Below are 25,698 nucleotides of genomic sequence, written 5' to 3'. Positions count from 1 at the left end.
GACAATGATTCTACTGCGGGAAACAATGAGACCCAAGCCACACGCCACGACTTTGGAGAGCCGATGAGTTTCGACCGGTACATCAAGACCACCGCACCAGACGGACGCGAGATCGTCGGCCAGGTCGATGCGAGTCGCTTCCCGCGCTACGCCGAACCGACGACTTTCGCGCGGGTGCCGCGCCTGGATCAGGTGTCGTCGCCCGATGTGACGATTCTGGGCGTCCCGTTCGACACTGGGGTGTCCTACCGTCCGGGCGCCCGCTTCGGCCCCGGCCACATCCGCGCGGCCTCCAAACTGCTGCGGCCCTACAACCAGGCGCTGGACGTTTCGCCGTTCGCCAATCAGCAGGTCGCGGACGCCGGTGACATCGGGGTCAACCCGTTCAACATCAACGAGGCCATCGAGACCATCGACACCGAGGTGACCGCGCTGCGCAAGGACGGCAGCGCCGTCCTGACCCTCGGCGGCGACCACACCATCGCGCTGCCGATCCTGCGCTCACTGCACCGCGACCACGGCCCCATCGCCGTGCTGCACTTCGACGCGCACCTCGACACCTGGGACACCTACTTCGGGGCGGCGTACACGCACGGCACCCCGTTCCGCCGGGCCAGCGAAGAGGGCCTCATCGACATGGAGCGCTCGCTGCACATGGGCATCCGTGGCCCGCTGTACAGCAAGAAGGACCTTGAGGACGACGCGATCCTCGGCTTCCAGGTGATCCGCTCCGACGACTACCAGATCGACGGTTTGCAGAGTGTGCGGGAGCGCATGGTCAAGCGACTCGCTGGTGGTCCCGTCTACGTGTCGGTCGACATCGACGTGCTGGACCCGGCGCATGCGCCCGGGACCGGGACGCCCGAGGCCGGCGGCCTGACGTCGCGCGAACTGCTGCATTCGCTGCGTTCGCTGACCGGCCTGAACGTCGTCGGCGCCGACATCGTGGAGGTGTCGCCGGCCTACGACCACGCGGAGATGACGGGCATCGCGGCCGCGCACGTCGGCTACGAGCTGTTGTCGGTGATGAGCGCGAACCGCTGAGCCGGACGACGATCAAGCGGCGAGGTACGAGCCGCGTTGAGGAGTTCGGCAGATCAGACTAAGGCTTGCGGCGCACGGACGCCTCGACGATGTCGAGCACGGCGCTCAGATCCTCACCGGTCTGACCCGACGCGAGCCGCGCGATGAGGCCGTCGAGCACCAGGTCGAGATAGATGTGCAGCACTTCGGTGGGCACGTCGTCACGCAGGGTGCCGGCGGCCTTCTTGCGCTCCAGGCGCGCGATGGTGGCCTGGTTGAGTTCCTCGTAGCGCTGCTGCCACTCGGCGCGGAACTCGGCGTCGGTGCGCAGGCGCCGCGCGATCTCCAGCCGCGTGCCCAGCCACTGATAGTTGTCGGGCTTGGCCAGCATGTTGCGCATGACCTGGACCAGGCCGTCCTTCTCGACGGTCTCGGCCATGCGCTCGCCGTCCTCCTCGGCGAGCGCGAAGAACAAGGCGTCCTTGTCGCGGAAATGATGGAAGATCGCACCGCGCGACATCGCGGTGGCTTCCTCGAGAAGCCGGACGGTCGCACCCTCGTACCCGAACTCGGAGAAACAGCGTCGAGCCCCGTCGAGGATCTGCGCTCGACGGGCGGCGAGGTGGTCGTCGCTTACTTTGGGCACCAGGACTCCTACTGGCGTTCGGTTGGGCAGCATCCTTTGTCCAGGAGCTGCCCAACCGAATCAGCCAGCTATCAGGCCTCGTTACCCGACCGCAGCATGTTGCGCAGCACGTACTGCAGGATGCCGCCGTTGCGGTAGTAGTCGGCCTCACCGGGGGTGTCGATGCGGACCACGGCGTCGAACTCGATCTTCGAGCCATCTTCCTTGGTCGCGGTGACGTGCACGGTCTTCGGCGTCTTGCCGGCGTTGAGCTCTTCGATACCGCTGATGTCGAAGGTCTCGGTGCCGTCCAGGCCCAGCGACTTGGCGCTCTCGCCGGCCGGGAACTGCAGCGGGATGACGCCCATGCCGATCAGGTTCGAGCGGTGGATGCGCTCGAACGACTCGGTGATGACGGCCTTGACGCCCAGCAGCGTGGTGCCCTTGGCGGCCCAGTCGCGCGAGCTACCCGAACCGTATTCCTTGCCGCCCAGCACGACCAGCGGAATGCCGGCCTTCTGGTAGTTCATGCACGCGTTGTAGATGAACTCCTGCGGGCCACCCTCCTGGGTGAAGTCGCGGGTGTAGCCACCCTGCGTGCCCTCCAGGCCGATGGTGTCGAGGATGCGGTTCTGCAGGCGGATGTTGGCGAAGGTGCCGCGGACCATGACCTCGTGGTTGCCACGACGGCTACCCAGCGAGTTGTAGTCCTTGCGGGCCACGCCGTGCGCGTCCAGGTAGTCCGCTGCCGGGGTGCCCGGCTTGATCGGGCCGGCCGGGCTGATGTGGTCGGTGGTCACCGAGTCACCCAGCAGGGCCATGACGCGGGCGCCCTTGATGTCGGTGACCGGCGCCGGCTCCATCTCCATGCCGTCGAAGTACGGCGCCTTGCGGACGTAGGTCGAGGCGTCGTCCCACGCGAAGGTGTCGCCGTCGGGGGTCGGCAGGTTGCGCCAGTTGTCGTCACCCTTGAACACGTCGGCGTAGGACTTGCGGAACATGTCCTGGCTGATGGCGCTCTTGATGGTGTCGTCGATCTCCTGGGCCGACGGCCAGATGTCGCGCAGGTAGACGTCGTTGCCTTCGGTGTCCTTGCCGAGCGAGTCGGTCTCGAAGTCGAAGTCCATGGTGCCGGCGAGGGCGTACGCGATGACCAGCGGCGGCGAGGCCAGGTAGTTCATCTTGACGTCGGGGGAGATGCGGCCCTCGAAGTTGCGGTTACCCGAGAGCACCGCGGTGACGGTCAGGTCCTCTTCGTTGACGGCCTTGGAGATCTCCTCCGGCAGCGGGCCGGTGTTACCGATACACGTGGTGCAGCCGTAGCCACCCAGGTAGAAGCCCAGCTTCTCCAGGTACGGCCACAGGCCGGCCTTCTCGTAGTAGTCGGTGACGACCTGAGAGCCCGGGGCCATGTTGGTCTTGACCCACGGCTTGCTGGACAGACCCTTCTCGACGGCATTGCGGGCCAGCAGGGCGGCACCGATCATGACCGACGGGTTGGAGGTGTTGGTGCAGGAGGTGATACCCGCGACCGCGACGGCGCCGTGGTCGAGGATGAACTCACCGTGGTCGCCCTTGACGCGGACCGGCTTGCTCGGCCGGCCCTCGGCGCCGTTGGCGGCGGACTGGACGTTGACGGCACCGTCGTCGGCGAACGACAGGGCGGCCGGGTCGGAAGCCGGGAACGACTCCTCGACGGCCTCGTCGAGCTTGGTGTGGTCGGCCGGGTGCTGCTCCTCCACGTAGTTGTGGATGTCCTTGCGGAAGGCGATCTTGCTCTCCGACAACAGGATTCGGTCCTGCGGGCGCTTCGGGCCGGCGATCGACGGCACGACCGTCGACAGGTCCAGCTCGAGGTACTCGGAGAAGGCCGGCTCGCGGTCGGCGTCGTGCCACATGCCCTGGGTCTTGGCGTAGGCCTCGACCAGCGCCAGCTGCTCGTCGGTGCGGCCGGTCAGGCGCAGGTAGTTGATGGTCTCTTCGTCGATCGGGAAGATCGCACAGGTCGAGCCGAACTCGGGGCTCATGTTGCCCAGCGTGGCGCGGTTGGCCAGCGGCACCTCGGCGACGCCCTTGCCGTAGAACTCGACGAACTTGCCGACGACGCCGTGCTTACGCAGCATGTCCGTGACGGTCAGCACCACGTCGGTGGCGGTGACGCCCGGCTGGATTTCACCGGTCAGCTTGAAGCCGACGACGCGGGGGATCAGCATCGAGACGGGCTGGCCCAGCATGGCCGCCTCGGCCTCGATACCGCCGACGCCCCAGCCCAGCACGCCCAGGCCGTTCTCCATGGTGGTGTGGCTGTCGGTACCCACACAGGTGTCGGGGTAGGCCTGGCCGTTCCGGACCATCACGGTGCGGGCCAGGTACTCGATGTTGACCTGGTGGACGATGCCGGTGCCCGGCGGGACGACCTTGAAATCGTCGAAGGCGCCCTGGCCCCAGCGCAGGAACTGGTAACGCTCGGCGTTGCGCTCGTATTCGAGGGCGACGTTCTTCTCGTAGGCGTCGGCGGTGCCGAACACGTCGAGGATGACGGAGTGGTCGATGACCATCTCGGCGGGCGAGAGCGGGTTGACCTTGTTGGGGTCGCCGCCGAGGGCGGTGACGGCCTCACGCATGGTGGCCAGGTCGACCACGCAGGGCACGCCGGTGAAGTCCTGCATGATCACGCGGGCCGGGGTGAACTGGATCTCGATGCTCGGCTCGGCCGAGGGATCCCAGTTGGCCAGGGCCAGGATGTGGTCCTTGGTGATGTTTGCGCCGTCTTCGGTGCGCAGCAGGTTCTCTGCCAGCACCTTGAGGCTGTAGGGAAGTTTCTCGGTACCCGGAACCGCGTCTAGGCGGAAAATCTCGTAGCTGTTCTCCCCGACAACGAGCGTGTCACGGGCTCCAAATGAATTGCTGCTCACATCAACTCCCGGCTAGATCTCGCCGCGACGGGCTGTGTCAGCGGCGCGTTGCTACCCTAACAGTACGCTTGTCCTATGAGCGCCCAGGGGGTGGCTACAGTCTTGTCGGGTTGTGGGTGCGCCGTCAGGGAGTTCGGCGAAATTCCAGTACCGTTTGCCCCGTGACAACTTTTGCGGCGATGCCGTACCTGCCGGCATTCATTCCGCCGGACGTCTGCGCGACGGTCGGGCAGGACCCGGCCAAGACGCCCGTCGACGTCTGCATGGCGACGGTGATCACCCAGGTGCGCGACGGTGGCGTCAGTGCGCCGGGCATCGCTGCGCCCGCCAAGGCGCCGGCCACGCCGCAGGAAGCGAAGCAGGCTGCCCAGGCGGCCGCCGAGGCCGCCGAACTGCGCCAGGTTGTCGCGGACGCCAAGGCCAAGGGCATCGACCTCAAGATTGTGGTGCTGCCGACGAGCCCGGGCATCGACACCCCGCTGCGCGACATCGCCGCCGACGTCGGCCATGTATATCCCGAGTCGACGGTGCTCACCCTCAGCCCGGGCTTCGCCGGCTCGGTCAGCCCGACCTATGACCGCGCACAGTTGGAAGCCGGTCAGGATCTCGCGAAGACGCCGAGTGTCGTGCAGTCGTCGAAGAATTTCGTGAGCCAGTTGGAAACGCCGATATTTCCCTGGACGTCGTTCACTGTGGTGGTCATCCTCGGTGTGGTGGCCGCTGCCGTCGGAACCCGGTTCCTGCAGGTCCGGGCCCGGAAGGCGGCTGTCGCGGCGGCTCCAGGCGAGACCCCCGCCACCACTTCCGCGTAGCTGGGCGCGGTGCGCCGCGAATTCGAATATCACTATTCGGTCACACCTTTTTCAATTACACCGATGTGATTTGTTACTAACGTTTCATTTGTGCAACCTGTGACGTACGGTGCAGTTGGTACCGGATGTTGCAGTTGTGATTAATTTTGATTTCTGTGACCACCGGTACCAACGGATTGAGCCCGCATTCGCCTGACGCGGGCACCAGCGCGCTGGAGCCATAGGAGACCGAAGTCAATGGGACGCAACATTCGCGCCTCAGCCACGCGGCTGGGCAGTCGCGTCGGCACCGGATCGGTCGTGCTCGGTGTCATGACCGCGTCCGTTTTCGCGTCGGGCATCGCCTCGGCCCAACCCGGCGGCAGCGAGATCGCCGCCCTCGTCACCGATCTCGCCAACGCCAACCAGAAGCTGCAGGACCTCGGCGCGTCCATCCAGGCCCGTCAGGAATCGGTCAACAAGGCCATCGCCGATGTGCAGACCGCCCGCGACAACGCCGCGACGGCGCAGCAGGAGATCGACGCCAGCCAGAGCGGGCTCAAGGACGCCAACGCCGCGATCGCGGCCGCGCAAGCGCACTTCGACAAGTACGCCGAGGCCGCGTACATCAACGGCCCGTCCGGCTCGTACCTGACTGCGACGGACCCCGGCGAGATGATCAACACCGCCGCCACCGGCGAGGCCCTGACCATCAGTTCGCAGGAGGCCATCGCCGACCTGCAGCGCACCCGGACCGAACTGGCCAATCGCGAATCCGCCGCCCGCCTGGCCAAGCAGAAGGCCGACCAGGCCGTCAAGGATGCCCAGGCCAGGCAGGACGACGCCGTCAGGGCACTCACCGACGCCCGGACGACGTTCGCCGGCCAGCAGACCCAGCTGGACCAGCTGGTCAGCCAGCGCAACGCGGCGCAGGCGAAGCTCGACGCGGCGCGCACCCAGTGGGCGGCGAGCGCCCCCGCGTCCGGAACTCCCGCGGCCGACCCCGGCCGGTACGCCGCCAACTGGGACGGCGCGCCCGCCGCTGCCGGTCCTCGCAAATGGGACGACGGCGGCTGGGACCCGACCCTTCCGAAGATCCCCAGCGCCAACATCCCCGGCGACCCGATCGCCGTCATCAACAACGTGCTGGGCATGACCGCCACCTCGGCGCAGGTCACCCAGCAGATGGGGCACAGCTTCCTGCAGAAGCTGGGCCTGGTGCCCGCCACCGTCACCAAGTCGGGCTACACCAACGGCGCCATCCCGCGCGTGTACGGCAAGCAGGCGTCGGAGTACGTGATCAAGCGCGCCATGTCGCAGATCGGCGTGCCGTACTCCTGGGGCGGCGGCACCGCCGCCGGTCCCAGCACGGGCATCGACTCGGGTGCCGGCACCGTCGGCTTCGACTGCTCGGGTCTGATCCTCTACGCCTTCGCCGGCGTCGGCATCAAACTGCCGCACTACTCCGGCAACCAATATGAAGCAGGCCGCAAGATCCCGACCGCACAGGCCCGCCGCGGCGACGTCATCTTCTACGGCCCCGGCGGCAGCCAGCACGTGACGCTGTACCTCGGCAACGGCCAGATGCTCGAAGCGCCGTACACGGGCTCCAACGTCAAGGTCTCGCCGGTGCGCACCAGTGGTATGACGCCGTACGTGATCCGCTACATCGAGTACTGAGGTAATTGCATTGCAAGGCAGGGAATTTCACCGGAGAGACGTCCTCGCGGGCGTCGGCGCGCTGGCGCTGGCATTCGCGTTCGGGCCCGCCCCGAGTGCGCTTGCCGAACCCGATGGCGGGTGGGACCCCACCCTTCCCGCGAAACCCAGCTCCGGTGCCCCCGGTGACCCGGTGGCCATCGCCAACGCGACGTTCCAGGCCAGTCAGCTGGCTCTGCAGACCACCCAGAATCTCGGCGAGAGCTTCCTGTCCAGCCTGGGTCTGGGTGGCAAGCCGTCCGGTGGCGGCGGCGGCTCGGCCACGATGATGCCCGGCGGACGCGTCGGCGGTAAGCAGGCCATCGAGTACGTCATCCGCCGCGGTGGCTCCCAGATGGGTGTCCCGTACTCGTGGGGCGGCGGCACCCTGACCGGTCCGGGCCCCGGTGTGGATTACGACGCCGGCAAGATCGGGTACGACTGTTCGGGATTCACGCGCTACGCGTATGCCGGCGTCGGCGTCCAGATTCCGAAGTACTCGGGCGACCAGTACAACACCGGCCGCGCCATCCCGCCGTCGCAGGCCAAGCGCGGCGACCTGATCTTCTACGGTCCCGGCGGCAGCCAGCACGTCACCATCTACCTCGGCGGCGGCAAGATGCTCGAGGCGTCCGGCAGCGCAGGAAAAGTGACGGTCAGCCCGGTCCGGACCGCCGGCATGTCGCCGCACCTCTCCCGGATCATCGAGACCTGATAATCACCTAAGTCTGTCGTGCCAACGTCGACGGACACGCAGCCGCCTGGAATAGTTGAGTCCGGGCGCGCCGCTATATTGGCGGCTACCCGCTAGACCAGCGACTTTGCGCCGGACGACCGGCCGTAACAACCGTGGGAGGAAGCTAGATGACGTCACCGAGTGGGCCGCTGGAGGGCGCCGGAGGCTACCCAGGCCCGGCCCCCACGCAGGGCTACCCGCCCGGGGCGCACGCCGCACCCACCGCGCAGCAGCCTGTCAGCGGCGCGTTGCAGTCCGAGGTGCACACCCTCGAACGCGCGATCTTCGAGGTCAAGCGCATCATCGTCGGCCAGGACCAGCTGGTCGAGCGCATGCTCGTCGGTCTGCTGGCCAAGGGCCACGTGCTGCTCGAAGGCGTGCCGGGTGTCGCCAAGACCCTGGCTGTGGAGACCTTCGCCAAGGTCGTCGGCGGCTCGTTCGCCCGCATCCAGTTCACCCCCGACCTGGTGCCCACCGACATCGTCGGTACTCGCATCTACCGGGTCGGCAAGGAAGAGTTCGACATCGAACTCGGCCCCGTGATGGTCAACTTCCTGCTCGCCGACGAGATCAACCGTGCGCCTGCCAAGGTGCAGTCGGCGCTGCTGGAGGTCATGGCGGAGCGCAAGATCTCCATCGGTGGCAAGACCTTCCCGCTGCCCAGCCCCTTCCTGGTCATGGCGACCCAGAACCCCATCGAGCAGGAGGGCGTCTACCAGCTGCCGGAAGCGCAGCGTGACCGATTCCTGTTCAAGCTCAACGTCGGTTATCCGTCGCCCGAGGAAGAGCGCGAGATCATCTACCGGATGGGCGTCAAGCCGCCGGAGCCCAAGCAGATCCTCACCACCGACGACCTGCTGCACCTGCAGGAGGTGGCGGCCAACAACTTCGTCCACCACGCGCTCGTCGACTACGTGGTGCGCATCGTCACCGCGACGCGTGAGCCGGAGAAGTTCGGCATGCCCGACGCCAAGGCGTGGATCGCCTACGGCGCCTCGCCGCGTGCCTCGCTCGGCATCATCAGCGCCTCGCGGGCGCTGGCCCTCGTGCGCGGCCGCGACTACGTCATCCCGCAGGACGTCGTCGAGGTCATCCCGGACGTGCTGCGGCACCGTCTCGTGCTCACCTACGACGCGCTCGCCGACGAGATCTCCGCCGAGACCGTCATCAACCGCATCTTGCAGACCGTCGCGCTGCCGCAGGTGAATGCCATTCCGCAGCAAGGACATTCGGTTCCGCCCGTGATGGCCGGCGCAGCTGGGGCGCCCGGCCGGTGACCGACAAGGCAGGCCGTTCCGTCGATCTGCCGTCGTTGCAGCGCGGCCAGATTCGCGATCCCGAACTGTCGGCCGCGCTGCGCAAGCTCGAGCTCACCGTCAGGCGCAAGCTCGACGGGGTGCTGCACGGCGACCACCAGGGCCTGATTCCCGGCCCGGGCTCCGAGCCGGGGGAGTCGCGGCTCTACCAGCCCGGCGACGACGTGCGGCGCATGGACTGGTCTGTCACGGCCCGCACGACGCATCCGCACGTCCGGCAGATGATCGCCGACCGGGAGCTGGAGACCTGGCTGGTCGTCGACATGTCGGCGAGCCTGGACTTCGGCACCGCCGGCTGTGAGAAGCGGGATCTGGCCGTCGCCGCGGCGGCCGCCATCGCGTTCCTCAACAGCGGTGGCGGCAACCGGCTCGGCGCCGTCATCTCCAACGGCGACACCGTGCGCCGCGTCCCCGCGCTGTCCGGCCGGCTGCACGAGCAGGAACTGCTGCGCGCCATCGCCACCACGCCCAAGGCCCCGCCCGGGGTCCGCGGCGACCTGGCCGCCGCCATCGACGCGCTGCGGCGGCCGGAACGGCGGCGCGGCATGGCGGTCATCATCAGTGACTTCCTGGGGCCCATCAACTGGATGCGCCCGCTGCGGGCCATCTCGGGGCGCCATGAGGTGCTGGGCATCGAGATCATCGACCCGCGCGACGTGGAGCTGCCGGCCATCGGCGACGTCGTCCTGCAGGATGCCGAGTCCGGCATCACCAAGGAATTCACCATCGACGAGCAACTTCGGGACGACTTCGCCCGGGCCGCCCAGGCCCACCGTGACGAAGTGGCCCGCACGCTGCGCCGTTGTGATGCCCCGCTGCTGACGCTGCGCACCGACCGGGACTGGATCGCCGACGTCGTCCGCTTCGTGGCGAACCGGCGCCGCGGTGCCATGGCAGCGGCCCGGTAGCTGTCAACACACAGAGTTCATCGGACGGCTCGCCGTCGTGGCGAGCCGATTTCGGGCTGCACCGGCAAAGACGATAAGTTGACCAGCATGAGTGACACTGTTGCCACCGAGGATGCAGCCACGCCTGCACCCGGCCGTCCGGCCTTTGTTTCCCGTTCTGTGCTGGTCACCGGTGGTAACCGGGGTATCGGCCTGGCCATCGCGCAGCGTCTGGCCGCGGACGGCCACAAGGTCGCGGTGACCCACCGCGGTTCGGGTGCGCCCGAGGGCCTGTTCGGCGTCGAGTGTGACGTCACCGACACCGAGGCCATCGACCGTGCGTTCAAAGAGGTCGAGGAGCACCAGGGCCCGGTCGAGGTGCTGGTGTCCAACGCCGGTATCTCCAAGGACGCGTTCCTGATGCGCATGACCGAGGAGCGGTTCACCGAGGTCATCAACGCCAACCTCACCGGCGCGTTCCGGGTGACGCAGCGCGCGTCACGCAGCATGCAGCGCAAGCGTTTCGGCCGCATCATCTACATCGGCTCGGTCTCGGGCATGTGGGGCATCGGCAACCAGGCCAACTACGCCGCGGCCAAGGCCGGCCTGATCGGCATGGCCCGCTCCATCTCGCGTGAGCTCTCCAAGGCCGGCGTCACCGCCAACGTCGTCGCCCCCGGATACATCGACACCGAGATGACGCGCGCCCTCGACGAACGCATCCAGGAAGGTGCGCTCGAGTTCATCCCGGCCAAGCGCGTCGGCACCGCCGAAGAGGTCGCGGGTGCCGTCAGCTTCCTGGCGTCCGAGGATGCCGGCTACATCGCCGGTGCGGTCATCCCCGTCGACGGCGGCATGGGCATGGGTCACTGACCCGAATTCTTTGGCTTACCAGAACTTAAAGGAGTCAGCACAATGGCAGGTTTGCTCGAAGGCAAGCGGATCCTCGTCACCGGGATCATCACCGACTCGTCCATCGCGTTCCACATCGCGAAGGTCGCTCAGGAGCAGGGTGCCGAGCTGGTGCTCACCGGCTTCGACCGGATGAAGCTCATCCAGCGCATCGCCGACCGGCTGCCGAACCCGGCGCCGCTGCTGGAGCTCGACGTGCAGAACGAGGAGCACCTGGCCTCGCTCGGCGAGCGCGTCACCGAGGTGATCGGCGAGGGCAACAAGCTCGACGGCGTCGTGCACTCCATCGGCTTCATGCCGCAGAGTGGCATGGGCGTCAACCCGTTCTTCGACGCGCCCTACGAGGACGTCGCCAAGGGTATCCACATCTCGGCGTACTCCTACGCCTCGCTGGCCAAGGCGGTGCTGCCGATCATGAACGAAGGCGGCGGCATCGTCGGCATGGATTTCGACCCGACCCGCGCCATGCCCGCCTATAACTGGATGACGGTCGCCAAGAGCGCCCTCGAGTCGGTCAACCGGTTTGTCGCGCGTGAGGCCGGCAAGTTCGGCGTGCGTTCCAATCTCGTTGCGGCAGGCCCCATCCGGACGCTGGCCATGAGCGCCATCGTCGGTGGTGCGCTGGGTGACGAGGCCGGCCAGCAGATGCAGCTGCTGGAAGAGGGCTGGGATCAGCGCGCGCCGATCGGCTGGAACATGAAGGACCCGACGCCGGTCGCCAAGACCGTCTGTGCGCTGCTGTCCGAGTGGCTGCCCGCCACCACCGGCTCGATCATCTACGCCGACGGTGGCGCCAGCACCCAGCTGCTCTGATCTGAATTGTTTTCCGCCGAAACGGCGTTCCAGCAGGCTTCGGCTGCCGGGGCGCCGTTTCGCGTCTGAGGAGGGGCGAAACACGTGGAATTCGACGCATTGCTGTTGCTGTCGTTCGGCGGACCCGAAGGTCCCGAGGACGTCCGTCCGTTCCTGGAGAACGTCACTCGCGGCCGCAACATCCCGCCGGCACGGCTCGACGAAGTAGCCGAGCACTACCTGCATTTCGGGGGTGTTTCGCCGATCAACGGCATCAACCGTGCCTTGATCGCGGAGCTCGAGGCGGCGATGCCTGATCTGCCGGTCTACTTCGGCAACCGCAACTGGGACCCGTACGTCGAGGACACCGTCACCGCCATGCGGGACAACGGGGTGCGCCGGGCCGCGGTGTTCACGACGTCCGCGTGGGGCGGCTACTCGAGCTGCCAGCAGTATGTGGAGGACATCGCGCGCGGCCGGGCCGCGGCGGGACCGCAAGCGCCGGAACTGGTGAAGTTGCGGCAGTACTTCGATCATCCGCTGTTTGTCGAGATGTATGCCGAATTCGTCTCGCAGGCTTTGCATTCCGCGCCGTCCGGCGCGCGACTGGTGTTCACGGCGCACTCCATCCCGGTGGCCGCCGACGAGCGGTACGGACCGCGCCTGTACAGCCGGCAGGTGGCGTACGCGGCGGGTCTGGTCGCTGAGGCCGTCGGGGTGGGTGACTACGACCTGGTGTGGCAGTCGCGGTCGGGACCGCCTCAGGTGCCGTGGCTGGAACCCGACGTGTCCGACCATCTGGCCACGCTCGCCGATGCGGGCACGAGTGCCGTCGTGGTGTGTCCCATCGGGTTCGTCGCCGACCACATCGAAGTGGTGTGGGACCTGGACAACGAGCTTGCCCAACAGGCCGCCGAGGCCGGAATCACGTTGGTGCGCACGGCAACTCCCAATGCCGACCGGCGTTACGCGAAGCTGGCCGCAGCGTTGATCGAGGAGTTGCGGACCGATGCCGCGCCGGCTCGGGTCACCGGTGCCGACCCGGTGCCCGGATGCGGAAGCAGCTGGAACGGTACGGGCTGCCAGGGTTCCGCGGCATGCGTGGCAGGCGGCGCGACGCCGTAGCGCGGCTAGTACGTCTCCCACGCGGAATGCAGGATGGCCGTCACGGCGGCCAGGCGGGCGGAGCGCACGATGTCGGACAGCGGCCGCATGGCCTCGCTCGCGATCTGCATCTCCGACGCGCTCTGCAGGCCGATGGGTGCCAGCCCGGCGCTCACGGTGACGATCGCGTCGATGTGGGCGGCGGTCTCGAGCACCCGCACCGCGCGGGCGGGGGCATGGTCCGGCAGCTTGTGCAGGTGCCCGGCTTCGAGAATCTGCTCGACCATCTCGCGCGGATCCTCGATGTCCGAACCGGGTTCGGCGCGCAGTCGGCCGAGCGCGTCGGCGGCGGAGCGGACCGCGTCGCGCAGCCGGTACTCCTCTTCGCCGAGGTCGAAGTGGCCGACCACGGGCGCGCTCGGCAGCGAATACACCGTCCACGACAGGGCCTTGACCTCGGCGTCGTCGGTGTCGTCCTCGTACTCGAAATCGGGGACCAGCCCGACGGCCTCGCCGTAGTTGGAGGTGACGACGACGGCCTCGCCCGCGCTGATCGCGTCCTGCTGGAACTGGGTGCCCGGTGTCAGTCCGCGGACGTCCCCGGGTACGGGCAGTACCAGGTTCAGGGCCGGTTCCGAGCGCGCGGCACCGGCCGCGTGGCGCAGCGTCTGCAGCAACGTGACGCCGCCGTAGTTGGTCAGGTCCGGCCACGGCAGGCCGGTCCGGCTGGCCGCGACGGCGTCGTACGCGGCGATGGAATGCCTTGGCGCCCACGGCGATAACGCATCCAGGACGTCGTCGGGTGCGGCCAGGCCGGCATGCCAGGCATTGGCCCACACCGTCAGCGAAACACTCGGACACCACATGATGCACGCAGTGTAAAACGTTGCGGCCCATAAAGCCTGCAAGGCGCTACTCTGGTCGCATGCCGGTGCCGTTGCTGTGGCTCATCTTGGCGATCGGGCTTGCCGGCGCCGAAGCGCTGACTGGTGACATGTTCCTGCTCATGCTGTCCGGCGGGGCGCTGGCGACCGCGGGCCTGAGCTGGGCCACCGACTGGCCGATCTGGGCCGACGGCGCCTCATTCCTGATCGTGTCGGTGCTGCTGCTGGTTCTGGTGCGGCCGACGCTGCGCAAGCGACTGGGCGCCGCGGGCCTGCCCGAACCGGTGAAGGCGCTGGAAGGCAAGACCGCGCTGGTGCTGGAACGGGTGGCCCGCCATGAAGGCCAGGTAAAACTCGACGGCGAAATCTGGACGGCGCGTCCGATGGACGACGACGATGTCTTCGAGCCCGGCGATCACGTCACCGTGATGAAGATCGACGGCGCGACTGCTGTGGTCTACCGGACCATCTGAACGCAAGGGGAGCTCAAATTGACTGGTGCACTTGTTCTTCTGCTGATGTTGGTGGCGCTGGCCATCGTGGTGGTGGTCAAATCGGTGGCGCTGATTCCGCAAGCCGAGGCGGCGGTCATCGAGCGGCTGGGCCGTTACAGCAAGACCGTCTCGGGGCAGCTGACGCTGCTGCTGCCGTTCGTCGACAAGATCCGGGCCCGGGTCGACCTGCGTGAGCGCGTCGTCTCGTTCCCGCCGCAGCCGGTGATCACCGAGGACAACCTCACGGTCAACATCGACACCGTCGTCTACTTCCAGGTGACCAGCCCGCAGGCTGCGGTGTACCAGATCAGCAACTACATCGTCGGTGTCGAGCAGCTGACCACCACCACGCTGCGCAACGTCGTCGGTGGCATGACGCTGGAGCAGACCCTGACCTCCCGCGACCAGATCAACGCCCAGCTGCGCGGCGTGCTCGACGAGGCCACCGGCCGGTGGGGCCTGCGCGTCGCGCGCGTCGAGCTGCGCAGCATCGACCCGCCGCCGTCCATCCAGGATTCGATGGAGAAGCAGATGCGCGCCGACCGCGAGAAGCGCGCCATGATCCTGACCGCGGAGGGCACCCGGGAGGCGTCCATCAAGCAGGCCGAGGGCCAGAAGCAGTCGCAGATTCTGGCCGCCGAGGGCGCCAAGCAGGCCGCGATCCTGGCCGCCGAGGCCGACCGGCAGTCCCGCATCCTGCGGGCCCAGGGTGAACGTGCCGCCCAGTACCTGAACGCCCAGGGGCAGGCGAAGGCCATCGAGAAGACGTTCGCGGCCATCAAGGCCGGCCGGCCGACGCCGGAGCTGCTGGCCTACCAGTACCTGCAGACCCTGCCGCAGATGGCCAAGGGCGAGGCCAACAAGGTGTGGGTGGTGCCCAGCGACTTCGGTTCTGCGCTACAGGGTTTCACCAAACTGCTCGGCGCCCCGGGGGAGGACGGGGTGTTCCGCTACACGCCGTCGCCCGTCGAGCCTGCCCCCGCCGCAGACGACGACGCCGACGAGGTCGCCGACTGGTTCAACACCCAGACCGACCCGGCCATCGCGCAGGCGGTGGCGAAGGCCGAGGCCGAGGCCCGCACCCCGGTGCAGCAGCCCGGCTACAGTGCACCGTCGTTGTCGGCACCTCCGGCACCTCCGGTACCCCCGGCCCCTCCGACTCAGCCGTTCGAGCCCCGTCGGGCCCCGGAGATCGACCCGCCCGCCGGGCAGCATTCGAGGTGACCGTGAGCGTGCTGACCTCCCCGAAGACCTACACGGCACTGGCGCTGCTCCAGGCGGGCGACGCGGCGGCCTGCGCCGTTCCCATCGCGCCCATCGAGAAGGCCCTCGCCGGGGTGAACTTCCCGCTGGAGTATCGGTGGATTCTCGTCGGGTCCAAGGCCGCTTCGGCCGTCGGCCTGCTTGCCGTGGGGCGGAACCCGGCGCTGGCCCGGCTGACCACCGCGATGCTGGCGCTGTATTTCACGCTGGCCGTCTCCGCGCACATCAGGGCCCACGACAAGCCGCAGAACGCGGCGCCGGCCGTGCTGTTCCTGGCATTGTTCACCGCGATGACGGCGAAGGGGCCGGACGCGCCTAGGTAGCGCTGCCGGAGGTCGAGACCGTGTCGGGCGCGAGCGCCGCGGCGTGGGCGCGACGGTGCAGCCTGATCTCGTAGATCAGCCCGGTGATCCCGATGGTCGCGGTGCAGGCCGACACGACCAGCAGCGACGGCCGGATCTGCCCGGTGAGGGCGTCGCCGAGGATGACGACTGCCGCGGTGCCGGGCAGCAACCCGAAGAACGTCGCGATCGCGTACGGCAGGACCCGGACCGACGAGGCCCCGGCGGCGTAGTTGAGCACCGAGAACGGCACCGCCGGAATCATGCGCATCGACAGGATCGCGGCCCAGCCGCGTTCCTTGAGGCGGGCGTCCAGGCTGTCGATGTGGCTGTGCGACAGCTTGCTCAACTGCCAGCCCAGCACCCGGACCAGCCAGAGTGCGATCAGGGCGCTCAGCGTGCTGGCGATGACGGCCAGCGTGACGCCGAGTGCCGAACCGAACAGCAGACCCGCGGCCAGGGTGAACGCGGTGCGGGGAAACGGCAGCACCGTGACGAGCGTGTGGGCGACGAGGAAGGCCAACGGGAACCACGGGCCGGCCGCCGCGGCCCAGTCGCGCATCTGGACCGCACTGGGCAACGGCACCCAGACGGCAATTGCGACGAGAATCACAATCGCCGTTCCGATGCCGAGCGCCCGCCGCAGCGGCATCTGCACCGCAGTCGTCTGCACCGCAGACAGGACCGTGCGCAGCGCGCTGACAACGGAGTTCACGCTTTCCAAGGGTACGGGGCGCAGGTCCGCCGATCGCTGTCAGGAGCGGGTTCCATAGGGCGGTCGCTTGCGGCAACCCGTCGCCATCAGAGGCATGGACAGCCGGTGTGTGGCGGAGCTACTGGGTAGTAGCGACCTGCGTGATTTAGCCTGAAAAACAAGTGTGATAGGCATTTCTGCATGCAGTGCCATATGTCTGATGGCCGAAAGATTGGGAGTCGCCGGTGACTGTCGATGCGTCCACCGTTCGGGACCGCTACGCGCGGTGGCAAGAGAACGTCGCCGGCGTGCTCGCCAAGAGCACCCGCAAGGCAGTCGAGGATCTGCCGGCAGACCCCGAGCGTCTGCTCGATACTCCCACCTATGACGGATTCCCGGTCCGTCCCCTCTACACCAGCCTCGACGGTCTCGCGGAGCCTTCGCTGCCCGGCCACTGGCCGTTCACCCGCGGCGGTGACGCCCACCGCGACGTGCTCGCCGGCTGGAAGGTGACCGAATCTTTCCCGATCACCGGCGATGTTGATGCCGCTGATGTCCGTGCGACCAATGGCGCCATCCTGCTCGCGCTCACCGATGGCACCAGTGCCCTCGAGGTGCGGGTCGGTACCGGTGGCGTGCCCGTCGACCAGCTGGACCGGGTGTTCGAGGGCGTGTTCCTCGACCTGGTGCCCGTGATCCTGGACGCCGGCGCCGAGGTGTCCGGCGCGGGTGACCAGCTCCTGACACTGGTGCAGCCCTTCGACGCCGACCAGCGCTCGCGTCTGTCGATCGACCTCGGCGCCGACCCGCTGACGGCGCCGTTGTCCGGCCGTTCGGCCGCCACCGAAGCCGACGTCGTCGCCACCGCCGCGAAGCTCGCCGAGTTCGACGGGGGAGTGCGCGCCGTCACCGTCGACGCCGCCGCGCTGCACAACCTCGGCGCGAGTGCCTCGCTGGAGCTGGCGGGCGCCATCGCCGCCGGCGTCGCGTACCTGCGCCTGCTCACCGAGGGCGGACTGTCGGCCGCCGACGCGCTGCGGCAGATCAGCTTCCGCTTCGCCGCCGACGACGACCAGTTCGCGACCATCGCCAAACTCCGTGCGGCGCGCCGGCTTTGGGCCCGCGTGGCCGAGGTGGTCGGTGCGCCGGACTCCGGCGCCGCGACGATCCACGCCGTCACGTCGAAGGCCATGATGTCGCAGCGCGACCCGTGGGTGAACATGCTGCGCACCACCCTCGCCGCGTTCGCCGCCGGCGTCGGTGGCGCCGACACCGTGCTGGTCGAGACGTTCGACGCCGCCATCGCCGGTGGATTGCCCGGCACCGCAGTCACTTTCAGCCGCCGCATGGCACGCAACACCCAGCTGCTGCTGCTGGAGGAGTCGCACCTGGGCCGCGTCGTCGACCCGTCGGGTGGTTCGTGGTTCGTCGAGGACCTCACCGACCAGCTGGCGCAGCAGGCCTGGGCCAAGTTCCAGGAGCTGGAGTCGCTGGGCGGTTTCGTCGCGGCCCGTGATCACCTGAGCGCCCAGATCGCCGAGGTCGCGGCCCGTCGCGCCGACGACATCGCGCACCGCCGCACCGCGCTCACCGGTGTGAACGAGTTCCCGAACCTCGCGGAAAGCCCGGTGCCGGCGGAGCCGGCGATTCAGCCTGGGCCGCAGACTGATTCGTTCTCGAATGTGCGTCGCTACGCCGCGGCTTTCGAGGCGCTGCGCAACCGTTCCGACGCGTACCTGGCCAAGACCGGCAAGCGCCCGCAGGCGGTGCTGCTGCCGGTCGGCCCGCTCGCCGAGCACAACATCCGCACGACGTTCGCCGCGAACCTGTTGGCTTCCGGTGGTATCGAGGCCGTCAACCCCGGCACCGTCGACGCGGCGGGTGTCGCGGCCGCTGCCGCGGGCCAGGTGGCCGCGGTGGTCTGCGGCACCGACGCCCGGTACGCCGACGAGGCGAGCGATGTCGTCAAGGCAGCCCGCGCGGCCGGCGTCGCGCACGTCTACCTCGCCGGGCCGGAGAAGGCGGTGGCTGATGCCGCTGATAAACCGGATGAGTACCTCACCATGAAAATCGATGCCGTCGAAGCGCTTTCGACCCTGCTCACCCGATTGGGGGCATGACCATGACCGCTTCTGACGTGACCACCATCGGAAGTTTCGCCGACGTCCCGCTGCAGGGAGACAGCCCTGCGGCGCCGTCCGCCAGCGCCGTCGACACGCACGTCGCCGACGCGGCGCAGGCGCACGGCTACACCGCGGAGCAGCTCACCTGGTCGACGCCCGAGGGCATCGACGTCAAGCCGGTGTACATCGCAGAGGACCGGGACGCCGTCGCGGCGGCCGGCTACCCGCTGGACAGCTTCCCGGGCACCCCGCCGTTCATCCGCGGGCCGTACCCGACCATGTACGTGAACCAGCCGTGGACCATCCGGCAGTACGCCGGCTTCTCCACGGCCGCCGAGTCCAACGCGTTCTACCGCCGCAACCTGGCCGCCGGCCAGAAGGGCCTGTCGGTGGCCTTCGACCTGGCGACCCACCGCGGCTACGACTCGGACCACCCGCGCGTCCAGGGTGACGTCGGAATGGCCGGTGTGGCAATCGATTCCATTCTCGACATGCGCCAGCTGTTCGACGGCATCGACCTCGGTAGCGTCAGCGTCTCGATGACGATGAATGGCGCCGTGCTGCCGATTCTCGCGCTCTACGTCGTCGCCGCCGAGGAACAGGGCGTGCCGCCGGAGAAGCTGGCCGGGACCATCCAGAACGACATCCTCAAAGAGTTCATGGTCCGCAACACGTACATCTATCCGCCGAAGTCGTCGATGCGGATCATCTCGGACATCTTCGGGTACACCAGCACCAAGATGCCGAAGTTCAACTCGATCTCGATCTCGGGCTACCACATCCAAGAGGCCGGTGCCACAGCGGATTTGGAGCTGGCATACACGCTGGCCGACGGCGTCGAGTACATCAAGGCCGGCCTCGACGCGGGCCTGGACATCGACAAGTTCGCGCCGCGGCTGTCCTTCTTCTGGGGCATCGGCATGAACTTCTTCATGGAGGTGGCCAAGCTGCGCGCCGGCCGTCTGCTGTGGAGCGAGCTGGTCGCCGAGTTCGCGCCCAAGAGCGACAAGTCGCTGTCGCTGCGTACGCACTCGCAGACTTCCGGCTGGTCGCTGACGGCGCAGGACGCGTTCAACAATGTGGCGCGCACGTGTATCGAGGCCATGGCGGCCACGCAGGGCCACACGCAGTCGCTGCACACCAACGCCCTCGACGAGGCGCTGGCGCTGCCCACCGACTTCTCGGCCCGCATCGCGCGCAACACGCAGCTGCTGCTGCAGCAGGAGTCGGGCACGACCCGCCCGATCGATCCGTGGGGCGGTTCGTACTTTGTGGAGTCACTCACGCATCAACTGGCGGAGCGCACACGGGCACATCTCAAAGAGGTCGCCGAGCACGGCGGCATGGCGCAGGCCATCGGCGAGGGCATCCCGAAGCTGCGCATCGAAGAGGCCGCTGCCCGCACCCAGGCCCGCATCGATTCCGGTGCCCAGACGGTGATCGGCGTCAACAAGTACCAGGTGGACGAGGACCAGGAGATCGAGGTCCTCAAGGTCGAGAACAGCCGGGTCCGCGCCGAGCAGCTCGCCAAGCTCGAGCAGCTGCGCGCCGACCGCGACGAGGCCGCCACGCAGGCGGCACTGGCCGAATTGACCCGCGCCGCAGGCGAATCCGGTCCTGCCGGGGAAGACGGACTGGGCAACAACCTGATGGCCCTGGCCATCAACGCCGCCCGCGCCAAGGCCACCGTCGGTGAGATCTCCGACGCGCTGGAGAAGGTGTACGGCCGCCACCAGGCCGAGATCCGGACCATCGCCGGCGTCTACCGCGACGAGGTCGGAAAGGCCGGGAACGTGAGCACCGCAACCGAACTGGTCGAGAAGTTCGCCGAGGCCGACGGCCGTCGTCCCCGCATCCTGGTGGCCAAGATGGGCCAGGACGGCCACGACCGTGGCCAGAAGGTCATCGCCACCGCGTTCGCCGACATCGGCTTCGACGTGGACGTCGGCTCGCTGTTCTCCACGCCCGACGAGGTGGCGCGGCAGGCGGCGGACAACGACGTGCACGTGGTCGGGGTGTCATCGCTGGCGGCAGGCCACCTCACGCTGGTGCCCGCGCTGCGCGACGCACTGGCCGAGGTGGGGCGTCCGGACATCATGATCGTGGTCGGCGGCGTGATCCCGCCGGGCGACTTCGACGAGCTGTACGAGGCGGGCGCCGCGGCGATCTTCCCGCCCGGGACGGTGATCGCCGACGCCGCGATCGGCCTGTTGGGCAAGCTCGCCGAGCGGCTGGGTTACCAGCTCTGAGGTGGCGGGTATGACGGCCCCCGTGCCTGAACTCGCAGCCAGGATTCGGGCCGGCGATCGGGCGGCGTTGTCGCGTGCCATCACGCTCGTCGAGTCCACCCGGGCCGACCATCGTGATGCCGCGCAGCAGTTGCTGCTCGAGCTGACACCCGAGGCCGGCAACGCGCTGCACGTCGGTATCACCGGCGTCCCCGGCGTCGGTAAGTCGACGACCATCGAGGCGCTCGGCATGCATCTCATCGAGCGGGGCCACCGCGTCGCGGTGCTGGCCGTCGACCCGTCGTCGACGCGTACCGGCGGTTCGATCCTCGGTGACAAGACCCGGATGGCGCGGCTGGCGGTGCAGCCGGAGGCCTACATCCGGCCGTCCCCGACGTCGGGCACGCTCGGTGGCGTGGCCAAGGCGACGCGCGAGACCATCGTGCTGCTGGAGGCCGCCGGCTACGACGTGGTCCTGGTCGAGACCGTCGGCGTCGGGCAGTCCGAGGTGACGGTGGCGAACATGGTCGACACCTTCGTGTTCCTGACCCTGGCCCGCACCGGCGATCAGTTGCAGGGCATCAAGAAGGGTGTCCTGGAGCTCGCCGACGTCATCGTGGTGAACAAGGCCGACGGCGAGCACGCCATCGAGGCCAAGGCCGCGGCGCGGGAACTGTCCGGTGCGATCCGGCTGATCTACCCGCGTGACACGCTGTGGCGTCCGCCCGTGCTGACCATGAGCGCTCTGACCGGCGACGGCTTGGCACAGATGTGGGACACCGTGCTCAAGCACAGGGAAACCCTCAGTGCCGCAGGGGAATTCGAGGCACGGCGGCGGGCTCAGCAGGTCGACTGGACCTGGACCATGGTGCGGGACACCGTGCTGGACCGGGTGTTGTCGAATGCCGCCGTCAAGGCCCATCGCGACGAGGTGGAACGTCAGGTGCGCGACGGCGAGTTGACGCCCGCCCTGGCGGCGCAGCGCATCATCGACCTGGCACGCTAGCCCATCGTCATCGTTTCCCAGAGACGGAAAATCGAAGGTCGACCTCCCTTGCCGGGACCTAGCAAGTTCTCGGCTCAGGCCTGCAGATGGCTTTCTCGGCCGTCGCCACCAGCACGTCGATAGCCTCCTCGATCGGCAAGTTGCACCCGGTGACCAGGTGGTCGAGGCTCTCGAATGCGGTGAGCGCCCACAGTGTTTGGAAGGCGCGGTCGGTACTGACGTCATCGCGTAGTGCGCCCGCCTCGGCGAGGTGAGCGGTGAGCGCTGCCACCCCAGAGCGACGGTCCTCCTCCATGTGACGGACTGCGCCACCGGCAGACTCGGGATCCAGGCGGTCCATGGAGTGGAGTACCCGGTAGACCGCCAGCTCCCGGCCCTTCATCCGGCTCGCGGCCGCTATTGCCGCGCGCAGGTGCTCGCGGGCATCGGCACTCGCGGCGGCGGCGCTCAGTTGGTTCAGCCCGGTGCGCTCCCAGAGGTCTACGACGAAGGCGTCGAACAGCCCACCGCGAGAACCGAAGTCGGAGTAGATGGTCGCCCGGGATACGTTCGCCAGCCGCGCCACCTTGTCCATGCTCAGTTGTTCGGTCGGCGCCTCGCGCAGACGCTGCCCGACTGCGTCGAGGATTCGCCGTCTCGTCTGCTGCGCCATCTCCGCGCGCGCCACCTGCTCGTACTTCCGTCGCCCCACAGACCTCGGCCCTTCCTGTTCCCGCAGCTGATCCAGATTCTACTTGACAGGCTGTCTTCTTAATGTCATCGTCGCAATATTCACCGGACATGCTGTCTAGTTGAATTGAGGAGCCTCCATGACGACGCATGAACCGCAGCATGCACCCACGTCCTCCGCCCGCCGAACCTTGACGCTGAACGATGTCGTCCTGATCGACGGCACCGGCGCGCCGGCGACGCCCGGAGCGCGGGTGATCATCGAAGACGGTGTCGTCGCGGCGATCGAGCCAGCAGCGGCCAGCGCCGACGGATCGTCGGTGGTGCCGGGGTGTGGTCGGTGGTTGCTGCCCGGCCTCTGGGATACCCACATGCATCACGGTTTCAGCGCCGGCGGCATGACCTCCGCAGCCGAGGTCTCCCGCGATCAGGGTCTGCTCAACTGGCGCGCTTACCTGCGTAGCGGCGTCACGTCCGTGGTGAGCACGGGCGATGATCCACGCCGGATCATCGCCGCTCGCGCGGCCGAACGCGCAGGCGAGCTGATCGGTCCTCGCATCTTCGCAGCGGGAAGTGTGGTCACCGCTCCCGGGGGGCACCCGATCAACACCTTGATGCACGGCTCGACCCAGAACATCGGCGAGCTGGCCGTTGGATTCGACGACCCTGCTGCCGCCGTCCAGCATGTCCGCTCGGCGCTTCTGGAGCATGACCTCGACCTCGTCAAAGTCGTCGTCAGCAGTATCCCGGGCGACGGTCCTCGGCTACGGCCGGAGGTACTCGACGCCATCGTGACGGAGACCCACCGGCTGGACCGGCTCGTCGTCGCTCACGTGTCCACCGAGCAAGAGGCGGCGGAAGCGGTTGCGGCGGGTGTCGACGGCCTCGAACACATGGTGCCCGAGGGCGGTGGCCTCTTCGATGCCACTCTGGCAAAGATGGCCGAGCGGCGGGTGCTGTGGACACCGACCCTGTCGCTGTTCGATCGCATGGCGCACGACCGCGACCTGGCCTACGTCCAGGCGCAGAGACCGGAAGGCTACGTGAGCCCGACCGTGCTGCAAAGCGTCGCGCAGTGGGCAGCCAGCTTGACACCGCACTCTTCTGACGGGACGCGGTGGGAGCGCACGGTCGACAACGCCGGCCGTGCACATGCCGCCGGCGTCCGCCTGGCCCTCGGCACCGACGCCGGAATGACCGCGGTGTTTCATGGCCTGGCGGTGCACCACGAGCTCGAGCTACTGGTTCGAGCGGGCCTGACTCCCCATGAAGCATTGACGGCTGCGACGGCTGTGGCCGCCGAGAAAGTCGGGGCGTCGGCCAGGCTCGGGACCATCGAGGTCGGCAAGGAAGCCGATTTGATCCTGTTGCGCGCAGACCCTCTCGCCGATATCCGCAACACCCGCGCCATCGATCTGGTGGTCAAACGCGGAGTCCGCTACGACCCGGATGCCCTCCGCGTCGCCTGATCGAACTCGCCGAACCGCCGCGTGAACACCAACAACAAGGAGCATTCGATGCCCGTCCGCCCCACACTCAGGACCCGGGACGAGACCGTGTCTGTCGCCGAGGCCGCCATCCATGCCGTCATGGGAGGAACGCTCGCCGATCACTGCGCCGTCGTTCACCCCGACGCCACGAACCGCGAGTCGGCAACCGAGCCACCGCCGACGCGGGGACGTGGGCCGCGAGCGTTTCACGCGACCGGGGTGTGGCTTCGCGAAGCCTTCGCCGACCTCGCCTGGACGACCGACCTCAGTGTGGTCGAGGGGGACGTCGTCGTCACCTTCGGCCGGATGTCTGGGCGGCACACCGGCAACTTCGTCGTCTGGACCGAGGACGCCACGGTAGCGCGAGTGTTCGTGCCGACCGGAGCGACCGTGAGCGTTCAGCAGGCGCATTTCCAGCGGATCCGCGATGGCCTGGTGATCGAGCACTGGGCAGTTCGCGACGACCAGGGGATGGCAACGCAGGCCGGCTGGCTCCCACCAACCCCGGGTTACCTGATCCGCTGCGCATGGGCCACGAGAAAGGCCCGCCGAGGCTCCTGAGGTTGAAAAGTAAACCGGGCGAACATCATTCACGACTCGCCCGACACTCAGGCAGTGGACACACTCCGCACGGTGTGCTCGGCCACCCGACACGACACCGCTGCGCACAACGGCCGAATGTCAAAACTTGTTGCAACAACAGGAGTTTCACATGAGTCGAGTCGTACCGACGACCTCACCCTTCAGTCTTATCGAACCCCGACTGAACTGACGCGCCGCCCATGCTCGGCCGTCCGATTCGCTTCAGTCGACGTTCTGCGCTCCGCCGGCTGAATTTGGAAAACAGTTTCGCGCAATCACAAGAAGTGCCGCCTCTGCAGCTAGGTCCTTGTTTCAGGCGGGCACACAGGCTTCTAGGAGTGAACATGAAGGTAAAGGGTCCACTGATCACGCTGGGCGTCGTCGCCGCCCTGGGCGTCGGGATTCTGGCAGTGAACACGTCCAAGGAGACACCATCTGCCGCACCACCAACGGCGCCGGCCACTGCGTCATCGACATCGGCACCCACAACCACCACCACCGTGCCGACGCCATTTCCCGCAAAGGCGGACTACGTCGGGAAGATCGCCACTGCCGGCGGTGTCATCGCGTTGGACATCTCGATCAGCGGCAAGAAGGCTGTCGCCTACGCCTGCGACGGCAAGACCGTCGAGACGTGGCTTACCGGTCCCGCCGAAGCCGGATCGGTCAAGCTGACCGACAAGGACAAGACCAGCCGACTCGAGGGGCGCCACGAAGGCAAGAACGTCACCGGCACGCTCACCATCGGTGACAAGAGCTGGCCGTTTACGGCTGCTGCCGTCCAGCCGCCGGCGGGCTTGTACTCCGAGCAAGCGAATGGGGTGCGCAACAGCTGGATCGTCGACGCCGACCGGTCGGTGACCGGTGTGCAACGCGCCGCCGACGGGGCAACCGCACCCGCACCGGCGTTCCCTCGTAACGCAACCCGAGTGGAGGGTGACATCGATGTCCTTTGATCCCGAGGCTGATGCGCCGACGCAGCGTTCGCAGCGCGCACAGGCGAGTTCCGGCGGTGTGCTGGTGGCAGTGGTCGTCGGTGCGCTCGCGGCGGTCGGCCTCGGTGTCTTCGGCACTATGCTGTCGTCGGTCACGTAATTCCCCAGGGGTTGCTGTCACGTAATTCCC

24 protein-coding genes are annotated in these 25,698 nt (G+C 67.8%); 19 read left to right on the top strand and 5 right to left on the bottom strand.

The window, feature by feature from the left end:
- Positions 1–63: 63 nt before the first annotated feature.
- Complete coding sequence (speB, locus tag EB75_RS17320; RefSeq protein ID WP_073696577.1) at positions 64–1,044, top strand: agmatinase; 981 nt, start codon at positions 64–66, stop codon at positions 1,042–1,044.
- A 58-nt stretch (positions 1,045–1,102) separates the two neighbouring features.
- Here speB and EB75_RS17315 read toward each other — a convergent pair whose 3' ends face one another.
- Both EB75_RS17315 and acnA read right to left on the bottom strand, forming a co-directional pair.
- Positions 1,103–1,669, bottom strand: coding sequence for a TetR/AcrR family transcriptional regulator (locus EB75_RS17315; RefSeq protein ID WP_073696576.1), 567 nt, complete (start codon positions 1,667–1,669; stop codon positions 1,103–1,105).
- Between the two features lie 71 nt (positions 1,670–1,740).
- On the bottom strand, positions 1,741–4,563 hold the full coding sequence (gene acnA, locus EB75_RS17310; RefSeq protein ID WP_073696575.1) for an aconitate hydratase AcnA: 2,823 nt from the start codon (positions 4,561–4,563) through the stop codon (positions 1,741–1,743).
- Between the two features lie 179 nt (positions 4,564–4,742).
- On the opposite strand from acnA, the gene EB75_RS17305 reads away from it, so the two are divergent.
- The 8 genes from EB75_RS17305 to EB75_RS17270 all read left to right on the top strand — a co-directional run bounded on the left by EB75_RS17305 (position 4,743) and on the right by EB75_RS17270 (position 12,820).
- Positions 4,743–5,375, top strand: coding sequence for an Rv1476 family membrane protein (locus EB75_RS17305; RefSeq protein WP_073696574.1), 633 nt, complete (start codon positions 4,743–4,745; stop codon positions 5,373–5,375).
- Between the two features lie 237 nt (positions 5,376–5,612).
- Positions 5,613–7,034: an NlpC/P60 family peptidoglycan endopeptidase RipA gene (ripA, locus tag EB75_RS17300; RefSeq protein WP_073696573.1), complete on the top strand. Its 1,422-nt coding sequence runs from the start codon at positions 5,613–5,615 to the stop codon at positions 7,032–7,034.
- A gap of 10 nt (positions 7,035–7,044) precedes the next feature.
- Positions 7,045–7,767, top strand: a complete 723-nt coding sequence (gene ripB, locus EB75_RS17295) for an NlpC/P60 family peptidoglycan endopeptidase RipB (RefSeq protein ID WP_142239669.1) — start codon at positions 7,045–7,047, stop codon at positions 7,765–7,767.
- A 170-nt stretch (positions 7,768–7,937) separates the two neighbouring features.
- Complete coding sequence (gene moxR1 / locus EB75_RS17290) at positions 7,938–9,065, top strand: chaperone MoxR1 (RefSeq protein WP_502689382.1); 1,128 nt, start codon at positions 7,938–7,940, stop codon at positions 9,063–9,065.
- Entirely contained in the window at positions 9,062–10,012 is a 951-nt protein-coding gene (locus tag EB75_RS17285; protein ID WP_073696571.1) for a DUF58 domain-containing protein, read from the top strand. The genes moxR1 and EB75_RS17285 overlap by 4 nt, the downstream gene beginning before the upstream one ends.
- A gap of 87 nt (positions 10,013–10,099) precedes the next feature.
- Complete coding sequence (gene fabG1, locus EB75_RS17280) at positions 10,100–10,864, top strand: 3-oxoacyl-ACP reductase FabG1 (protein WP_073696570.1); 765 nt, start codon at positions 10,100–10,102, stop codon at positions 10,862–10,864.
- Between the two features lie 42 nt (positions 10,865–10,906).
- Positions 10,907–11,716, top strand: a complete 810-nt coding sequence (inhA, locus tag EB75_RS17275; protein ID WP_073696569.1) for an NADH-dependent enoyl-ACP reductase InhA — start codon at positions 10,907–10,909, stop codon at positions 11,714–11,716.
- Positions 11,717–11,800: 84 nt separating this feature from the next.
- Positions 11,801–12,820, top strand: coding sequence for a ferrochelatase (locus tag EB75_RS17270; RefSeq protein WP_073696568.1), 1,020 nt, complete (start codon positions 11,801–11,803; stop codon positions 12,818–12,820).
- 5 nt (positions 12,821–12,825) lie between these two features.
- Here the strand turns inward: EB75_RS17270 and EB75_RS17265 are convergent, their stop codons facing one another.
- Positions 12,826–13,665 carry an Rv1486c family protein gene (locus EB75_RS17265; RefSeq protein WP_073696567.1) on the bottom strand — a complete coding sequence of 280 codons (840 nt, stop codon included), beginning with the start codon at positions 13,663–13,665 and terminating at the stop codon, positions 12,826–12,828.
- A 59-nt stretch (positions 13,666–13,724) separates the two neighbouring features.
- On the opposite strand from EB75_RS17265, the gene EB75_RS17260 reads away from it, so the two are divergent.
- From EB75_RS17260 to EB75_RS17250, 3 genes are read left to right on the top strand one after another with little or no spacing between them, the layout of a single operon-like run.
- Positions 13,725–14,156, top strand: coding sequence for an NfeD family protein (locus EB75_RS17260; RefSeq protein ID WP_073696566.1), 432 nt, complete (start codon positions 13,725–13,727; stop codon positions 14,154–14,156).
- Positions 14,157–14,201: 45 nt separating this feature from the next.
- Positions 14,202–15,401, top strand: a complete 1,200-nt coding sequence (locus EB75_RS17255) for an SPFH domain-containing protein (RefSeq protein ID WP_142239676.1) — start codon at positions 14,202–14,204, stop codon at positions 15,399–15,401.
- Positions 15,402–15,403: 2 nt separating this feature from the next.
- Positions 15,404–15,763 (top strand): DoxX family protein, encoded by a 360-nt coding sequence (locus EB75_RS17250; RefSeq protein ID WP_073696622.1) that lies wholly within the window; start codon positions 15,404–15,406, stop codon positions 15,761–15,763.
- Here the strand turns inward: EB75_RS17250 and EB75_RS17245 are convergent.
- The gene (locus tag EB75_RS17245) at positions 15,756–16,496 is read right to left on the bottom strand and encodes a TVP38/TMEM64 family protein (RefSeq protein WP_073696564.1); all 741 of its coding nucleotides are present in this window, start codon (positions 16,494–16,496) and stop codon (positions 15,756–15,758) included. The genes EB75_RS17250 and EB75_RS17245 overlap by 8 nt on opposite strands.
- A gap of 224 nt (positions 16,497–16,720) precedes the next feature.
- On the opposite strand from EB75_RS17245, the gene mutA reads away from it, so the two are divergent.
- The 3 genes from mutA to meaB are packed head-to-tail and all read left to right on the top strand — an operon-like array spanning position 16,721 to position 21,832.
- The gene (mutA, locus tag EB75_RS17240) at positions 16,721–18,595 is read left to right on the top strand and encodes a methylmalonyl-CoA mutase small subunit (RefSeq protein WP_073696563.1); all 1,875 of its coding nucleotides are present in this window, start codon (positions 16,721–16,723) and stop codon (positions 18,593–18,595) included.
- A 2-nt stretch (positions 18,596–18,597) separates the two neighbouring features.
- The gene (gene scpA, locus EB75_RS17235; protein ID WP_142239667.1) at positions 18,598–20,847 is read left to right on the top strand and encodes a methylmalonyl-CoA mutase; all 2,250 of its coding nucleotides are present in this window, start codon (positions 18,598–18,600) and stop codon (positions 20,845–20,847) included.
- Between the two features lie 10 nt (positions 20,848–20,857).
- Complete coding sequence (meaB, locus tag EB75_RS17230; protein WP_073696621.1) at positions 20,858–21,832, top strand: methylmalonyl Co-A mutase-associated GTPase MeaB; 975 nt, start codon at positions 20,858–20,860, stop codon at positions 21,830–21,832.
- A 58-nt stretch (positions 21,833–21,890) separates the two neighbouring features.
- Here meaB and EB75_RS17225 read toward each other — a convergent pair whose 3' ends face one another.
- Positions 21,891–22,523, bottom strand: a complete 633-nt coding sequence (locus tag EB75_RS17225; RefSeq protein ID WP_083612372.1) for a TetR/AcrR family transcriptional regulator — start codon at positions 22,521–22,523, stop codon at positions 21,891–21,893.
- 118 nt (positions 22,524–22,641) lie between these two features.
- Here EB75_RS17225 and EB75_RS17220 point away from each other — a divergent pair, with 118 nt between their 5' ends.
- From EB75_RS17220 to EB75_RS29345, 4 genes are all read left to right on the top strand, one after another.
- Positions 22,642–23,970, top strand: a complete 1,329-nt coding sequence (locus EB75_RS17220; RefSeq protein WP_073696561.1) for an amidohydrolase family protein — start codon at positions 22,642–22,644, stop codon at positions 23,968–23,970.
- A 48-nt stretch (positions 23,971–24,018) separates the two neighbouring features.
- Positions 24,019–24,552 carry an ester cyclase gene (locus EB75_RS17215; protein ID WP_073696619.1) on the top strand — a complete coding sequence of 178 codons (534 nt, stop codon included), beginning with the start codon at positions 24,019–24,021 and terminating at the stop codon, positions 24,550–24,552.
- A 365-nt stretch (positions 24,553–24,917) separates the two neighbouring features.
- Positions 24,918–25,529, top strand: coding sequence for a hypothetical protein (locus EB75_RS17210; protein ID WP_073696560.1), 612 nt, complete (start codon positions 24,918–24,920; stop codon positions 25,527–25,529).
- The gene (locus EB75_RS29345) at positions 25,519–25,668 is read left to right on the top strand and encodes a hypothetical protein (RefSeq protein ID WP_168176063.1); all 150 of its coding nucleotides are present in this window, start codon (positions 25,519–25,521) and stop codon (positions 25,666–25,668) included. The genes EB75_RS17210 and EB75_RS29345 overlap by 11 nt, the downstream gene beginning before the upstream one ends.
- Positions 25,669–25,698: the final 30 nt, after the last annotated feature.

This window comes from Mycobacterium sp. ST-F2 (assembly GCF_001905655.1).
Classification (GTDB): domain Bacteria; phylum Actinomycetota; class Actinomycetes; order Mycobacteriales; family Mycobacteriaceae; genus Mycobacterium.
Note: the sequence above shows the minus strand (reverse complement) of the source record. Positions and strands in the feature narration are given on the sequence as shown.

Excerpts from the sequence above, each read along its gene's own strand:
- speB (WP_073696577.1), top strand. The coding sequence starts at position 64 with ATGAGTTTCGACCGGTACATCAAGACCACCGCACCAGACGGACGCGAG.
- EB75_RS17305 (WP_073696574.1), top strand. The coding sequence starts at position 4,743 with ATGCCGTACCTGCCGGCATTCATTCCGCCGGACGTCTGCGCGACGGTC.
- ripA (WP_073696573.1), top strand. The coding sequence starts at position 5,613 with ATGGGACGCAACATTCGCGCCTCAGCCACGCGGCTGGGCAGTCGCGTC.
- fabG1 (WP_073696570.1), top strand. The coding sequence starts at position 10,100 with ATGAGTGACACTGTTGCCACCGAGGATGCAGCCACGCCTGCACCCGGC.
- inhA (WP_073696569.1), top strand. The coding sequence starts at position 10,907 with ATGGCAGGTTTGCTCGAAGGCAAGCGGATCCTCGTCACCGGGATCATC.
- EB75_RS17265 (WP_073696567.1), bottom strand. The coding sequence starts at position 13,665 with ATGTGGTGTCCGAGTGTTTCGCTGACGGTGTGGGCCAATGCCTGGCAT.
- EB75_RS17260 (WP_073696566.1), top strand. The coding sequence starts at position 13,725 with ATGCCGGTGCCGTTGCTGTGGCTCATCTTGGCGATCGGGCTTGCCGGC.
- EB75_RS17255 (WP_142239676.1), top strand. The coding sequence starts at position 14,202 with ATGTTGGTGGCGCTGGCCATCGTGGTGGTGGTCAAATCGGTGGCGCTG.
- scpA (WP_142239667.1), top strand. The coding sequence starts at position 18,598 with ATGACCGCTTCTGACGTGACCACCATCGGAAGTTTCGCCGACGTCCCG.
- meaB (WP_073696621.1), top strand. The coding sequence starts at position 20,858 with ATGACGGCCCCCGTGCCTGAACTCGCAGCCAGGATTCGGGCCGGCGAT.
- EB75_RS17220 (WP_073696561.1), top strand. The coding sequence starts at position 22,642 with ATGACGACGCATGAACCGCAGCATGCACCCACGTCCTCCGCCCGCCGA.
- EB75_RS17215 (WP_073696619.1), top strand. The coding sequence starts at position 24,019 with ATGCCCGTCCGCCCCACACTCAGGACCCGGGACGAGACCGTGTCTGTC.
- EB75_RS17210 (WP_073696560.1), top strand. The coding sequence starts at position 24,918 with ATGAAGGTAAAGGGTCCACTGATCACGCTGGGCGTCGTCGCCGCCCTG.
- EB75_RS29345 (WP_168176063.1), top strand. The coding sequence starts at position 25,519 with ATGTCCTTTGATCCCGAGGCTGATGCGCCGACGCAGCGTTCGCAGCGC.